This is a genomic window from Aeromonas sp. 603607 (assembly GCF_049171595.1).
Classification (GTDB): Bacteria; Pseudomonadota; Gammaproteobacteria; order Enterobacterales; family Aeromonadaceae; genus Aeromonas; species Aeromonas veronii.
Genome location: NZ_JAAKOV010000022.1, coordinates 33,440 through 47,148, shown reverse-complemented (window position 1 = coordinate 47,148; position 13,709 = coordinate 33,440). Strand labels below are relative to the sequence as shown.

Annotated in this window: 12 protein-coding genes; 7 read left to right on the top strand and 5 right to left on the bottom strand. The window is 59.8% G+C overall.

Translation table 11 applies throughout. The features are described 5' to 3' along the window. Positions 1-9: 9 nt before the first annotated feature. Positions 10-1,500 carry a guanosine-5'-triphosphate,3'-diphosphate diphosphatase gene (gppA, locus tag G5315_RS18480; protein WP_064339043.1) on the bottom strand — a complete coding sequence of 497 codons (1,491 nt, stop codon included), beginning with the start codon at positions 1,498-1,500 and terminating at the stop codon, positions 10-12. Positions 1,501-1,512: 12 nt separating this feature from the next. After that, a complete protein-coding gene (gene rhlB, locus G5315_RS18475) occupies positions 1,513-2,802 on the bottom strand; it encodes an ATP-dependent RNA helicase RhlB (protein ID WP_005339414.1) in 1,290 nt (429 codons plus the stop codon). 113 nt (positions 2,803-2,915) lie between these two features. Between rhlB and trxA the strand changes: the two genes are divergently transcribed. The 6 genes from trxA to G5315_RS18445 all read left to right on the top strand — a co-directional run bounded on the left by trxA (position 2,916) and on the right by G5315_RS18445 (position 9,394). Next, positions 2,916-3,242, top strand: coding sequence for a thioredoxin TrxA (gene trxA, locus G5315_RS18470; RefSeq protein WP_005339416.1), 327 nt, complete (start codon positions 2,916-2,918; stop codon positions 3,240-3,242). Positions 3,243-3,446: 204 nt separating this feature from the next. Next, positions 3,447-4,712: a transcription termination factor Rho gene (gene rho / locus G5315_RS18465; RefSeq protein WP_005342418.1), complete on the top strand. Its 1,266-nt coding sequence runs from the start codon at positions 3,447-3,449 to the stop codon at positions 4,710-4,712. A 108-nt stretch (positions 4,713-4,820) separates the two neighbouring features. Continuing rightward, positions 4,821-5,813, top strand: coding sequence for a hypothetical protein (locus tag G5315_RS18460; RefSeq protein ID WP_421333677.1), 993 nt, complete (start codon positions 4,821-4,823; stop codon positions 5,811-5,813). 33 nt (positions 5,814-5,846) lie between these two features. Then, positions 5,847-7,316 carry a 4-hydroxy-3-polyprenylbenzoate decarboxylase gene (gene ubiD / locus G5315_RS18455; protein WP_005339421.1) on the top strand — a complete coding sequence of 490 codons (1,470 nt, stop codon included), beginning with the start codon at positions 5,847-5,849 and terminating at the stop codon, positions 7,314-7,316. Between the two features lie 146 nt (positions 7,317-7,462). Further along, positions 7,463-8,161: an NAD(P)H-flavin reductase gene (gene fre / locus G5315_RS18450; protein WP_042054686.1), complete on the top strand. Its 699-nt coding sequence runs from the start codon at positions 7,463-7,465 to the stop codon at positions 8,159-8,161. Positions 8,162-8,380: 219 nt separating this feature from the next. After that, complete coding sequence (locus tag G5315_RS18445; RefSeq protein WP_421333675.1) at positions 8,381-9,394, top strand: GGDEF domain-containing protein; 1,014 nt, start codon at positions 8,381-8,383, stop codon at positions 9,392-9,394. 54 nt (positions 9,395-9,448) lie between these two features. Here G5315_RS18445 and ubiK read toward each other — a convergent pair whose 3' ends face one another. Further along, complete coding sequence (gene ubiK / locus G5315_RS18440; protein ID WP_005339429.1) at positions 9,449-9,706, bottom strand: ubiquinone biosynthesis accessory factor UbiK; 258 nt, start codon at positions 9,704-9,706, stop codon at positions 9,449-9,451. 300 nt (positions 9,707-10,006) lie between these two features. On the opposite strand from ubiK, the gene G5315_RS18435 reads away from it, so the two are divergent. Continuing rightward, positions 10,007-12,454, top strand: coding sequence for a VolA/Pla-1 family phospholipase (locus G5315_RS18435; RefSeq protein ID WP_421333673.1), 2,448 nt, complete (start codon positions 10,007-10,009; stop codon positions 12,452-12,454). A gap of 66 nt (positions 12,455-12,520) precedes the next feature. Here G5315_RS18435 and glpG read toward each other — a convergent pair whose 3' ends face one another. Together glpG and glpE are read right to left on the bottom strand one after the other, a co-directional pair. Next, positions 12,521-13,354 carry a rhomboid family intramembrane serine protease GlpG gene (gene glpG / locus G5315_RS18430; protein WP_160881403.1) on the bottom strand — a complete coding sequence of 278 codons (834 nt, stop codon included), beginning with the start codon at positions 13,352-13,354 and terminating at the stop codon, positions 12,521-12,523. Then, complete coding sequence (gene glpE / locus G5315_RS18425; RefSeq protein ID WP_005355913.1) at positions 13,351-13,674, bottom strand: thiosulfate sulfurtransferase GlpE; 324 nt, start codon at positions 13,672-13,674, stop codon at positions 13,351-13,353. The genes glpG and glpE overlap by 4 nt, the downstream gene beginning before the upstream one ends. Positions 13,675-13,709: the final 35 nt, after the last annotated feature.

Genomic DNA, 13,709 nt, shown 5'->3' with positions numbered 1-13,709 from the left:
GTGGCCCAATCAGGCTTCCAGCAGGCGGGTGGGCCAGCCCATCTTCTGCTGGCGCTCTACCTCGAGGCGCAGCTCGCTGGCGCGCAGGTAGTGCTCGTCCAGCCACCCCTTGGGCAGGGTCAGGGTCAGTGACTCCTCTTCTGCCTGCAGGGTGAAGCTGGGCACTGTGCCCTGGGTACGGCGCATGCAGAGGATCAGCGCGATGCGCAGGATACGGGCCAGCCGGATCGCCTGACGACCGGTGACGGCACCCTGTTTCTCCAGTGGTTCCAGCTTGAATTCGTCCCGCTGGTTGAACAGCAGGGCCGACAACAGCTTCTTTTGCGCGGGAGTAAAGCCCGGCATGTCGATGTTGTCGATGATGTAGGCGGCGTGTTGCGGCGCCTTCTTGTATTCGATACAGAGGCCGATCTCGTGCAGCAGGGCGGCATAACGCAAGATCGGACGACCGTAGCGTTTGGAGAGTCGCCAGGCCGGTTGCAGCTGGTTGAACGCCTCGACAGCGGTATCGCGCACCCGTTCGGCGTGCTCTTTATCCAGCTGATAGCGGCTGATCAGGCTGTCGGCGGTGCGATCCCGGGCATCACAGTCGTGATTGTTGCCGAGCAGACCGTAGATCAGTCCTTCACGCAGGGCGCCCCCCGCGAGGGTCATGCTCTCGATATCGAGTGTTTCGAAGATGGCGATCAGGATGGCGAGGCCGGAGGGGAACACGGTCAGCCGCTCGGCCGCCAGCCCTTCCAGTTGCAGCCGGTCGAGCTTGCCGCAGGCGATGGCCTGACCCATCAGCTCCTGCAGTTTCGGCAGGGTGACCCGTTCGCTCTTCCCTTGCGCCAGCATGATCTCTTGCAGCGCCTGTACCGTGCCGGAGGCGCCGACACATGTGCGCCAGCCGAGGGCGCGGTAATCTTCTGCCACCTTCTCCAGCACCGCCTTGGCGGCAGCAATCGCCTGCTCGAAACGGGCTTCAGAGAGCTCGCCATCACCGAAGTGATTGTTGAGCCAGGTGACGCAGCCCATGTGCAGGCTGTTGAGCAGTTTTGCTTCGCTATGTTCGCCGATCACCAGTTCGGTACTGGCACCGCCGATGTCGATCACCAGTCGGTTGCCTTCCCCGGCAGAGGTCCAGGAGACCCCTTCATAGATGGTCTTGGCCTCTTCCTCGCCCGAGATGATCTCGATGCTGTGGTTGAGCACCCGTTCCGCTTCGCTGAGGAACTCGTCGACGTTGGTGGCAAGCCGCAAGGTTGCGGTGCCCACCACCCGGATGTTGTCGGCCGGAATGTCCTGCAACTGCTCGGAGAAGAGACGCAGGCAGTCCCAGCCCCGCTCCATGGCGGCACGGCTGAGACGAAATTCCGGATCGAGCCCGGCTGCGAGGCGAACCTTGCGCTTGACCTTGGCGACGGTGCGCAAGGCACCGGCGACCTCGCGCACCACCAGCATATGAAAGCTGTTGGAGCCGAGGTCGATAGCGGCATAGAGAGGCGAGTTGTGCAACGGGCCTATCCTTTAGCTTTTGCGCGGCGGACGACGACGGTTGTTGCTGTTGCCACCGCCCTGGCGATCCCGCATGTTGCGGTTCACCGGCTGACGGTTGCGGAACACCCGTTTCGGCGGGGTAACGTCATCCAGCAGCGCTTCGCGATCATATTTGCTGACCGGAATGGCGTGGTGGATGTACTCCTCGATGGCCGGCAGGTTGAAGGCATAGTCTTCACAGGCCAGGCTGATGGAGTGACCGCTCTTGCCGGCACGACCGGTACGACCGATACGGTGTACATAGTCCTCTGCGTCGTCGGGCAGGTCATAGTTGAAGACGTGGGTCACGTCAGGGATGTGCAGACCACGGGCGGCCACGTCGGTGGCGACCAGAATATCGAGCGCACCCTTGGTGAAATCCTCGAGGATCTTCATCCGCTTTTTCTGCGGCACGTCACCGGTCAGCAGACCGACGCGGTGGCCGTCGTTTTCCAGCCAGGCATGGACGTCTTCACAGACATGCTTGGTGTTGGCGAAGACGATCGCTTTTTCCGGCCACTCCTCTTCCATCAGGGAGAGCAGCAGCAACATCTTGTCTTCATTGGAGGGGTAGAACAGCTCCTCCTTGATCCGCACGCCGGTCATCTGCTCCGGCTCTACCTGCACATGTTCCGGGTGGTTCATGTGTTCGTAGGCCAGCTCCTGCACACGCAGGGAGAGGGTGGCGGAGAACAGCATGCTCAGACGCTCGGTCGCGGGCGGCATGCGGCGGAACAGGAAGCGGATGTCCTTGATGAAGCCCAGATCGAACATGCGATCCGCTTCGTCCAGTACCACGACCTGAATGTTGCTCAGATCGATCACCTTGGACTTGAAGTAGTCGATGATGCGGCCAGTGGTGCCGATCAGGATGTCGACGCCCTGCTCCAGCACGGCCAGCTGCTTGTCGTAACCTTCGCCACCGTAGGCGAGGCCGAGTTTCAGGCCGGTAGAGGCGGCGATGCTGTCGGCATCGTTATAGATCTGTACTGCCAGTTCCCGGGTGGGGGCCATGATGATGGCTCTAGGTTGGTTAACCAGACGGGGCTTGGTCAGCGGGTGAGTCAGCAAATAGTTGAATGTCGCGGCCAGGAAGGCAATGGTCTTGCCGGTTCCTGTCTGGGCCTGACCGGCGAGGTCATGGCCCTCTACCAGCAGTGGCAGGGAGAGTGCCTGGATGGGGGTGCAATAGTGAAATCCCTTTGATTCCAGACCAGCCAGAACTTCGGGTTCGAGGCCCATTTGGGCGAATTTGTCGGTCGTTAAGTGTGTTTTGCTCATGGCGGTAGGTTATCAGGTTAGGCTTGCAATAATAAACAGGATCATTTCAAATAGGGCAACTATTGCCTTTGTTGATATGTCAATAAAGCCTTAATTACTGACTGGAGTTGGAGATGAGTGACAAGATTGTTCAGCTGAGCGATGCCAGCTTCGAGGCAGATGTAATCAAAGCCGATGGCGCCGTTCTGGTCGACTTCTGGGCCGAGTGGTGTGGTCCGTGCAAGATGATTGCCCCGATCCTGGAAGAAGTTGCCCAAGAGTACGAAGGTCGCGTGACCGTAGCCAAACTGAACATCGACCATAACTCTGATACTCCGCCCAAGTACGGCATTCGTGGTATCCCGACCCTCTTGCTGTTCAAGAATGGCGAAGTGGCAGCGACCAAGGTCGGTGCACTGTCCAAGACTCAGCTGAAAGAGTTCCTGGACGGCAACCTGTAATAATTAAAGAGGAGCGCATTGCAATAATGCGCTCCTTGTGTTTTATCACCTAGACGCTCATCCCGATTGGTGCTAGTTTATCGCTCGTTTGCTAACCTTTTTGCCTGACTCTTTGCTAACCACAGCCTGGCAATCAAATCCGATCAGCATCAATCCAGCAGACTGTCTCCTCATTTCAATCCTTGCTTACAGACTTTCACCACTATGAATCTGACTGAATTAAAGAACACTCCTGTGTCCGAGCTGGTCAAGCTTGGCGAATCCATGGGGTTGGAAAATCTGGCTCGGGCGCACAAGAAAGATATTATTTTTGCAATCCTCAAGGCGCACGCCAAGGGTGGTGAAGATATCTTTGGCGACGGTGTGCTGGAAATCCTGACCGATGGTTTCGGCTTCCTGCGCAGTGCAGACGGCTCCTATCTGGCAGGCCCTGACGATATCTACGTCTCCCCGAGCCAGATCCGCCGCTTCAACCTGCGTACCGGCGATACCATCTCCGGCAAGATCCGGCCACCGAAAGAGGGCGAGCGCTACTTCGCACTGCTCAAGGTCAATGAGGTCAACTACGACCGCCCGGAAAACTCCCGCAACAAGATCCTGTTTGAAAACCTTACCCCCCTGCATGCCAACGAACGTCTGCGAATGGAACGGGGTAATGGCTCTACCGAAGATATCACTGCCCGTGTACTGGACCTGGCTTCCCCCATCGGTAAAGGCCAGCGCGGCCTGATCGTGGCGCCGCCCAAGGCCGGTAAGACCATGCTGCTGCAGAACATCGCCCAGAGCATCGCCTACAACCACCCAGACTGTGAACTGATCGTTCTGCTGATCGACGAGCGTCCGGAAGAAGTGACCGAGATGCAGCGCATGGTGAAGGGCGAAGTGATCGCTTCCACCTTCGACGAGCCTGCTTCCCGTCACGTTCAGGTTGCTGAAATGGTGATCGAGAAGGCCAAGCGTCTGGTCGAGCACAAGAAAGACGTAGTGATCCTGCTGGACTCCATCACCCGTCTGGCCCGTGCCTACAATACCGTTATCCCGTCATCCGGCAAAGTACTGACCGGTGGTGTGGACGCCAACGCCCTGCACCGTCCCAAGCGCTTCTTCGGCGCCGCGCGTAATGTTGAAGAGGGCGGCAGCCTGACCATCATCGCCACCGCGCTGATCGATACCGGCTCCAAGATGGACGAGGTTATCTACGAAGAGTTCAAGGGTACCGGCAACATGGAACTGCACCTCTCGCGCAAGATTGCCGAGAAGCGTGTCTACCCGGCCATCGACATCACCCGCTCCGGCACCCGCAAGGAAGAGCTGCTGACCACTGGTGACGAGCTGCAGAAGATGTGGATCCTGCGCAAGATTGTCCACCCGATGGGCGAGATCGACGGTATCGAGTTCCTCATCGACAAGCTGGCGATGACCAAGACCAACGACGAGTTCTTCGACGCCATGCGGCGCCAGCAGAAGTAAGTCCGGTCAGAAAATGACGAAACCGCGGCCCTGGTCGCGGTTTTTGTTTATCTGTTTTCCGGTCGCCCTAGTAGTATGAGATCCCGATGTCACATGGATGGAGACGTCATGAAGCCTGTTTTCTGGTTATTGCTGGGATTGCTGAGTGCAATGCCAGTCTGTGCGCAGAGTGCTCAGGCTACGGTGACAGCCGAGACGTTGCAAACGCACCAGCGCTATCTGGCGAGCCGTCTGCAGCAAGGACAATTTGCCGCCATCGACTCTCTGCTGGCGACCCTGAGCCGCGAGCAGCGGGAGTTCCTGCTGTTGCAGCTGCTGCGGGATATTCCGGTTACCGCTCCTGCGTCCCCCGCGTTGCAACGCTGGGTCGAGGCACAGGCCGACAAGGCTCCAGAGTGGCTGCAGGAGCAGCAGGTAGACGGTTTTCTGGTGCAGCAACCTGTCTACGATTTTGCCGCGCAGGCCCGTCAGTTGCTGGGCGAATGGCAACTGCACTCATTGGTGCAGCGTTATCAGCAGCAACTTGCCCAGGGCAACTTCCAGCTAAAGTCCATCTACTACAGCAGTAACCCCGATATTGCCATGCAGCAGCAAGCTCTGTTGCTGGCCCTCGACGCCTTGCCGCAATCGATCTGGATGCGGGAGGCGCAAGCGCTGGCCAGCCGGAATATCTATCTGCCCGACAATCAGCTGTTGCTCCATCTGCTGCTGCGCACAGGTGAACCGGCGCTCTATGGCATGTTGTGGCGGCGGCCGGCAGATCAGGATGCGCTGCGCGCACTCGCCACCATCAACCGCTTCCATCATGGCAATACGGCCAGCTCCCTGCTGATTGCCGCCAGCGGCAATCCCGGTTTGAGAGAGCCGGCCCTGCGCCAGCTGAGCGCCCTCTCTCCTTTGCCGCCACAAGCCCAGAAATACCTGCTGGCCGAGCTCTCCAACCGCCAATACGGGGCGCTGGTGGCCGGTCTGTTGATGGAGGTGGATGAACCCCAGTTGCTCTCCGGCCTTGCCAGACGCCTCGGCCAGCGTGATCTCCCCCCCGCAGCACCGAGTCTGCTGCCTGATTCGGGTACACCCGATGGGCAGCCAGGGTTATAATGCGTGACCTCCTGAACCCGGTTGGGAACTTGCATGAAATACAAGGATTTGCGTGATTTCATCGCGCAGCTGGAACAAAACGGACAACTCAAGCGCATCACCCGCGAGATAGACCCCTATCTGGAGATGACCGAGATCAGCGATCGCACCCTGCGTGCGGGTGGCCCGGCTCTGCTGTTCGAAAATCCCAAAGGCTACACCATGCCGGTGCTGACCAATTTGTTCGGCACCCCGGATCGGGTTGCCATGGGCATGGGGCAGCCCGATGTGGGCGCTCTGCGTCAGGTCGGGGTCTGGCTCTCCTATCTCAAGGAGCCCGAGCCGCCCAAGGGATTCAAGGAGCTGATGGAGAAGCTGCCGATCTTCAAGCAGGTGCTCAACATGCCGACCAAGCGCCTCTCTTCCGCCCCCTGCCAGCAGGTGGTGCAGGAGGGAGATGCGGTCGATCTCGACCAGATCCCGATCCAGCACTGCTGGCCCGGCGATGTGGCGCCGCTGGTCACCTGGGGCCTCACCATCACCCGCGGCCCCTACAAGAAGCGCCAGAACCTCGGCATCTATCGCCAGCAGAAGATCGCCAAAAACAAGCTGATCATGCGCTGGCTCGATCATCGTGGCGGTGCCATCGATTTTCGCGAGTGGCAGGAGGCCCACCCGGGCGAGCGATTCCCGGTGGTGGTGGCACTCGGTGCCGATCCGGCGACCATTCTCGGCGCGGTGACGCCGGTGCCGGATACTCTCTCCGAATATGCCTTTGCCGGTCTGCTGCGCGGCAGCCGTACCGAGGTGATCAAGGCCATCAGCTGCGATCTGGAGGTGCCCGCCAGCGCCGAGATCGTGCTGGAAGGCTATCTGGAGCCGGGTGAGATGGCGCCGGAAGGGCCCTATGGCGACCACACCGGTTACTACAACGAGGTGGACGAGTTCCCGGTCTTTACCATCACCCACATCACCAAGCGGCGCGATGCCATCTATCACAGCACCTACACCGGCCGTCCGCCCGATGAACCGGCGGTACTGGGTCTGGCGCTGAACGAGGTGTTTGTGCCGCTGCTGCAGAAGCAGTTCCCCGAGATTGTGGACTTCTATCTGCCGCCGGAGGGGTGCTCCTACCGGATGGCGGTGGTGACCATCAAGAAGCGTTACCCGGGCCACGCCAAGAGGGTGATGCTGGGAGTCTGGTCCTTCCTGCGCCAGTTTATGTACACCAAGTTCGTGGTGGTGTGTGACGATGACGTCAACGCCCGCGACTGGAAGGATGTGATCTGGGCCATCACCACCCGGATGGACCCGGCACGGGACACCACCTTGATCGAGCATACGCCGATCGACTATCTGGACTTCGCCTCGCCGGTCTCCGGCCTCGGCTCCAAAATGGGGCTGGATGCCACCAACAAGTGGCCGGGCGAGACCAATCGGGAGTGGGGTCAGCCCATAGTTCAGGATGAGGCGGTGAAGCAGAAGGTTGATGCCATCTGGGATGAGCTCAATATCCTCGGATGAGGCAAACATGACAGCTTTGCTGCAAAAAGTGATGCGATCCGCACTGATTTGAGTATTCTCGACTGACGGGGCCAGGGCTGCTGGTCGTCACTCCATAGTGAAACAATGAGCGAAGCGGGCCGAGCGAGCCCGCCACAAGGACAAGAATGCAACGTATCAAATGCCGCGTAGAGGAACTGCGCGAATATGTCGACACCATCTGGCATGTGGCCCTGACGCCGCAGCAAGCGATCAGCTTCAAGCCGGGCCAGTATCTGCTGGTGGTGATGAGCGATTCGGACAAGCGCCCCTTCTCCATCGCCAACTCGCCGACCCGCCCGGGCGTGCTGGAGCTGCAAATTGGTGCCACTCCCGAGAACGCCTACGCCGGTCAGGTGCTGGCCCGCATGCGTGAGCAGGGGGAGATCGAGGTCGAATTGCCGGCTGGCAAGGCGTTCCTGCGCGATGAATCCCCCCGTCCGCTGATCCTGATGGCGGGCGGCACTGGTTTCTCTTACGCCCGCTCCATTCTGGAGTACCTGATCGACACGGGCAGCAAGCGCCCGGTGTTCTTCTACTGGGGTGTGCGTCAGGCTCACTGGCTCTACGAACTGGAGCAGATGCAGCAGTGGGAGCGTGACTATGCGCCGCTCACCTTTATTCCGGTGGTGCAGGAGCCTGACGCCGACTGGACCGGCAAGAGCGGACTGGTGCACAAGGCGATCATGGATGACTTCGTCAGCCTCCACGACTACGACATCTATGTCGCCGGCCGTTTCGAGATGGCGGGTGCCGCGCGTGAGGAGTTCAAGATCCTTGGCGCCGAGCCGGAGCGCATCTTTGGTGATGCCTACGAATTTATCTGACGGGATCCCCGCTTGGATGACGCAGCCCCCGGTTTTGCCGGGGGCTTTTGTTTTTGTGGCAGCCGCAGTACCGGATCGCCCTGAATGGTTGGATTATCGCGGCGTTATCCCATTATTTTTCAATATTTTGACTATGAATAGCTACTAATCGAACCTAGCTGATGGCATCTTTGTGAGGGATTGACAAGATCATCCATAGAGCAAGCACAAGGAGGCGCAGTGTTGAGTGAAGAGGGCAGGGCATCTGCGGAGGATGACAGGGGAGAGACCTGCTCTGTCGAGCGGGTCGCAACGCTGATCCCGTCCCCTCATGGCGGTGAAATGGCCCGTTTGCAGGCAGAAATCGCCGCTTTGAAGCATGAAAACGGCCTGTTGCAGGAGAAGCTCAATGCCGCCCTCGATGGCACCGGCATCTGTCTCTGGCAGGGCACCATTCCCACTGGCGAGCTGCGCGTCTTCAACCTGCAGAACTTTCAGGCCGGTGACATGGCCCCTCATTTCGATCAGTGGAGCGCCAAGCTCCATCCCGACGATCGCGCCCATGCCATGGGCAGCTACTTTGCCCACCTTGAGGGCAAAACCCCCTTCTATGAAGCCGAATACCGCACTATCAATCCGCAAGGCGAGATCACCTGGCTGTGGGATCGGGGTCGGGTCGTCGATCGGGATGGCGATGGCAAGCCGCTGCGGATCATGGGCTCCCATATCGATATCACCCAGCGCAAGGCTTATGAGCAGCGACTGGCGGAGCGCGCCAACAGCGACGCGCTGACCGGCTTGCTCAACCGGCAGGGGTTTGGCAAGGCGTTCGCTCAGCTGCAGCCGCAAGGGGCGGGGGCGCTGCTCTTTATCGATCTGGATGATTTCAAAGGGATCAACGACCAGCTGGGGCACGCCTGCGGCGATCTGGTGTTGCAGCAGATGGCGGACTGGTTGCGCCTTATCATGCCGGGCTCGGCACTATGTGGCCGTTACGGCGGCGACGAGTTTGTGGTGCATCTGCACCGGGATGTGTCGAGCCATGGCCTGGCACAGCTGGCTGACGCTCTGATCAGCCGGATGCATGGCTATGTGCCCAAACCCGGTTGCCCGCAACGGGTGGGGCTGAGTATCGGCATCGCCCTGTGGGAGGAGGAGCCATTGAGCTTCCGACAGGCGCTGGAGGTGGCCGACAGGGCCATGTATGAGGCCAAGGCACGCGGCAAGCGGGCCTGGTATCTGCTTCAGGTGTGATGTTTTTTACAGGTTCAATTCAAAGCAAAAACCCCAGCCGAGCTGGGGTTTTCGTTATTCGCCTTTGGCGCCTAGCTGCTGCTCGAGCTGAGCCAGCTTGCTTTCGAGGGCGGCCAGTTTTTCACGGGTACGTAGCAGCACCTTGGTCTGCACGTCGAACTCTTCGCGGCTGACCAGATCCAGCTTGCCCAGCTGGGCTTGCAGTACCTGACGCATCTTCTTCTCGGCCTCTTCACCCATGCTGCGAATGCCGGGCGGCAGGGAGTTGTGCACCTGCTTGGCGATCTCTTCCAGTTTCTTCGGGTCGATCATGATGTCCTCCTTAAGCGTTGGCGGACATTCTACCGACAATTCCCTCACTTTGCCGAGATCGCGGCGGCTTTTTAGTCGTGATGGTGCCCGCTGGCTGGTCGGGTCTGGTGATGGGGCCACAACTGCTACCCTTGCGCCCCTTTGTTAACCTGAAACCATGACATGCACCACAAAGCTGAGCCGGAACTGTCCGGCATGAGTCTTATGTGATGTTGGTTTTATGTTAACGTCTTGCAGTCGAGGTCGTGATGACCCCGTTGGCTTGTGATGGATAACAACCTTATAAAAAGAGAATAAAAAATGAAGAAGAAGCTAATTTATGCAGCTGTTGTCAGCGCCCTGCTGGCCGGATGTGGTGGAGATGACAACAAGGGAGACACCACCAGCTCCCTCGATTATGCCCTGAGTGGTGCCAGTGGTCTTCGCCCGAGTGTACTGGCTCCCCGTGCTAGCGACGGTACTCTGAAGTTTTCAACCGAGACCCAGGATCTGTCGAACCCGGTATCTGCTCTCTCTACCCTGGATGGCTGGTCAACCACCCAACCCGTCCAGCTGGTAACGGCGACCGTGACCGGTGTCTCTGTGCCGGCACCGGGGGCCAGCGAGTATGCCTCTGCCGTTGCGCCCCTCTACCTGCTCGAGCTCACGCTGGATCCTGATACTCTGCAACCCAACGGAGTCAAGGGCGGCAAGCCACTGGTTTATGGGACCGACTTTGTGGTCACCGGCGGGGACGGCAAGCTCAATCTGGTTCCGCTCAAGCCGCTCAATCCCTCTTCTTACTACATGATCGTGGCGACCGATGCCCTCAAGGACAGTCGTGGCACTCCGCTCAAGGCGGGCGGCGATTACAGCAGCTTCAAATCGACAGCTGGCGCAACCACTCAGGAGCAGACCATCAACGGCCTGATCTCGCTGCAGGAAGGTCTGTTCAAGGCGGCCACCGGGATCACCAGCGATCGGGTGATCTTCTCCGACTGGTTTGCCACCCAATCTGGTGCCGATGTGCTGCTGGCGGTGAAGAGTGCCGCCGCTTCCGTGCTGAAGAGCCCGAGCCTGGACGCCGCGGCGCTGTGGAAACAGGATGCCAAGGGCAACACCAGCCTGCCAGCAACCTATACCATCAATGGTCTTAATGGCGGGGTGGATTTTCTGACCCAGCTGGCGAATGAGCCATTCTTGCCGCAGGAACAGAAAGATGCACTGACTGCCGCCTTTGGTGTTGGTACGCCGCTTAACGGGGTTGCCCAGCTGACCAAGGTGTATACCGGTACCGTCAAACTCCCTTACTTCCTCTCTACCCCGGCGATAGCTGGCTCATGGGACAAGGCCAAGACCCAATCCTGGCACGGCGCCATTCCCAGCCTCTATGCCATCGCCAACGCGCTGAAAGCGGGCGATACCGAGGTGATCGGTGGACTGGTCGGGGCGGGCGTGGACCCGGCATTGCTGGGTGAGCTGATCGCCGACCCGAGCCGTCAGAGTGAATTGCTGACCGAGGCAAGCAAGCTGATCGGGGTGACTCTCACCTCCGGTGGCAAGCCGCTGGATGCCGAGCGCAATATCGGCCGTTTCAACCCGTTGCCGACCCTGAGCGAAGTTCAATCGGTACCGCTGCGGATCTTTGCACCGACGATCAACTTGAGCACTGTCACTGATGTGATCATCTATCAGCACGGAGTCACCTCCATCAAGGAGAACGCCTATGCGCTGGCGCTGGGCCAGATTGGTGCTGGTCTGCAAGTGACGCCAACAGCCAAAAATGTCGCTGTGGTAGTGATCGATCATCCGCTGCACGGCGAGCGTGGTTATGCCCTGAGCAACAGCATGGCGACGGTGACCACATCGGAGAACCCGCTCCCCTATCTGAACCTCAACTATCTGACGGTGGCGCGGGACAACCTGAAGCAGAGTGTTGCCGATCTGCTGGGGCTGCGACTGGCTGTCGGCCTGGCCAATGCCAAGGGATTGGGTGGCCAATTGGGTGGTGCCGGTCTGAAAGTTCACTTCCTCGGTCACTCACTCGGTGCCATTACCGGGGCCAATCTGCTGGCTGTCGCCAACCAGACCACCGGCAGTGCTCAGGCTGATGCCCTGTTCAAGTTCGATACCGGTGGTCTGGCGATGCCGGGTGGCGGCATCGCGCCGTTGTTGCTCAACTCGCCGAGCTTCGGGCCGACCATCAAGATGAGCGTGCTTACCTCGGGCAGTCCGGCGCTGAAAGCGGGCTTTACCGCCTATGCACCGAATTGCAAAACGGCTGCCGCCACTTGCTTCGTCAACGAGTTCCTGCCCAGTCTGGATGCCGCCACGCAGGCGGGTGCGGCGAGCACCTTGCAGAGTTATACCTTTGCCGCCCAGTCAGTGCTGGACTCTGCGGACCCGATCAATCTGGCCAGTGGCGTCGCCAAGAGCTTCCCGCTGTTCGCCACCGAAATTGTTGGCGATGGTGCGCTCAGCTTGCCGGATCAGGTGATCCCCAACAGCATCGCCTCTGCGCCGCTGGGTGGCACCGAGCCGCTGTTCCGGGTGCTGGGTTTGCAAGAGCTGAAGGGTTCCGGCGTGCTCCCGGCGGGTCACCATGCAGCCCGCTTCCTGAAAGGGGGCCATAGCTCGCTGCTGGCTCCTGACGAGAACTTCGATCAGGCTGGCACGGTCACCACCGAGATCCAGACCCAGTTCGCCAGCTTCTTTATGAGTGGTGGTGCGGCGGTCAAGGTGACTGACGACACCCTGATCAAGCAGTAACTGCCCATCGCGTAAAAAAACGCCGCCCTTCGGGGCGGCGTTCTCGCTTCTGCGGCTGCTGAAAAATCAGGTCGGCTGGTGGTTGCGATCCAGCCAGCCTTGCAGCAGGCCGACCAGCAGGCCGGTCAGGTGGGCGATATTGGCGGTGCTGGTGCCGAGCATGTCGAAGAAGCCGAGCACCATCCAGAACAGCATAAAGCCCATCAGCGCCGGTGGCAGAGTGAGGCCGCAGGCCGGTTGCAGCTTGCTACGCAGCCAGCAGTAGCCGAGCAGGGCATAGACCACGCCGGAGAGGCCGCCAAACAGCGGGCCGCTGGCAAAGAACTCGGCGATATTGGGCAGGGCGGCGCCCACCAGCAGCAGGATCAGCAACTTGCCGCTGCCGAGGCGCTGCTCGATCTGGCCGCCGAGATACCACCACCAGAGCAAGTTGAACACCAGATGGAGCACCGAGAAGTGGATCAGGGCGGGGGTGAAATAACGCCACGCCTGCCAGTCGGTGAACTGGGCCAGCGTCGGGTGGAATGCCAGCTGATCAAAAATGGGCAGGCCGATGGCCTCGATCCCGTAGATGGCGAGACAGGCGATGATGACCACCAGCGTCAGTGGCCCCGCCTGATGAAGGAAATCGGTGATGGGATCCGTCATCCCCTTGCTGTAGTCGATGCGGGCATCGGCGCGGCCGGATTGCCAGGAGGCTTCCATATAGCGCGGGTGGCCAGGCTCGGCCAGAAAGCGCTTCACCTCCAGCTGGGCCTGAGCGAGGCGTTGCTCGTCCGCCAGCCAGATCGTGACCCCCAGCTCGGACTGGGTCAGCTCGCAGGAGATCCCCAGCGTCGCCAGATAGTCCACCAGCGCCTGTGCCATGCGGGCGTTGTCGAGCACCAGCAGCTGGATCATGCCTCGCCTGCCTCGATGGGAAACTCCCGGCGCCACGCCTCGAAACCGCCATCCAGACTGTAGACCTCGTCATAACCCTGTTGCAGCAGGTATTGGGCCGCCCCCTGACTGCTGTTGCCGTGGTAGCACATCACGATGACCGGGGTATCGAAATCCACTTCATTCATAAAGCGCACCAGCGTGCCATTGGTGAGGTGGAAGGCGCCGACCGCGTGGGCCGCTTCAAAGGATTGCGGGTCGCGAATATCCACCAGACGGGCTTCACCCGCGCTCAGTTTCTGGTGGGCATCATGGGCATTGATATGGGCAAACTGGTCCATCGGGATGTCCTGCGAATAGGTTGATTACGGGCCAG

Coding starts and splice junctions, on each gene's coding strand:
- rhlB (WP_005339414.1), bottom strand. CDS start 2,802: ATGAGCAAAACACACTTAACGACCGACAAATTCGCCCAAATGGGCCTC.
- trxA (WP_005339416.1), top strand. CDS start 2,916: ATGAGTGACAAGATTGTTCAGCTGAGCGATGCCAGCTTCGAGGCAGAT.
- rho (WP_005342418.1), top strand. CDS start 3,447: ATGAATCTGACTGAATTAAAGAACACTCCTGTGTCCGAGCTGGTCAAG.
- G5315_RS18460 (WP_421333677.1), top strand. CDS start 4,821: ATGAAGCCTGTTTTCTGGTTATTGCTGGGATTGCTGAGTGCAATGCCA.
- ubiD (WP_005339421.1), top strand. CDS start 5,847: ATGAAATACAAGGATTTGCGTGATTTCATCGCGCAGCTGGAACAAAAC.
- fre (WP_042054686.1), top strand. CDS start 7,463: ATGCAACGTATCAAATGCCGCGTAGAGGAACTGCGCGAATATGTCGAC.
- ubiK (WP_005339429.1), bottom strand. CDS start 9,706: ATGATCGACCCGAAGAAACTGGAAGAGATCGCCAAGCAGGTGCACAAC.
- G5315_RS18435 (WP_421333673.1), top strand. CDS start 10,007: ATGAAGAAGAAGCTAATTTATGCAGCTGTTGTCAGCGCCCTGCTGGCC.
- glpG (WP_160881403.1), bottom strand. CDS start 13,354: ATGATCCAGCTGCTGGTGCTCGACAACGCCCGCATGGCACAGGCGCTG.
- glpE (WP_005355913.1), bottom strand. CDS start 13,674: ATGGACCAGTTTGCCCATATCAATGCCCATGATGCCCACCAGAAACTG.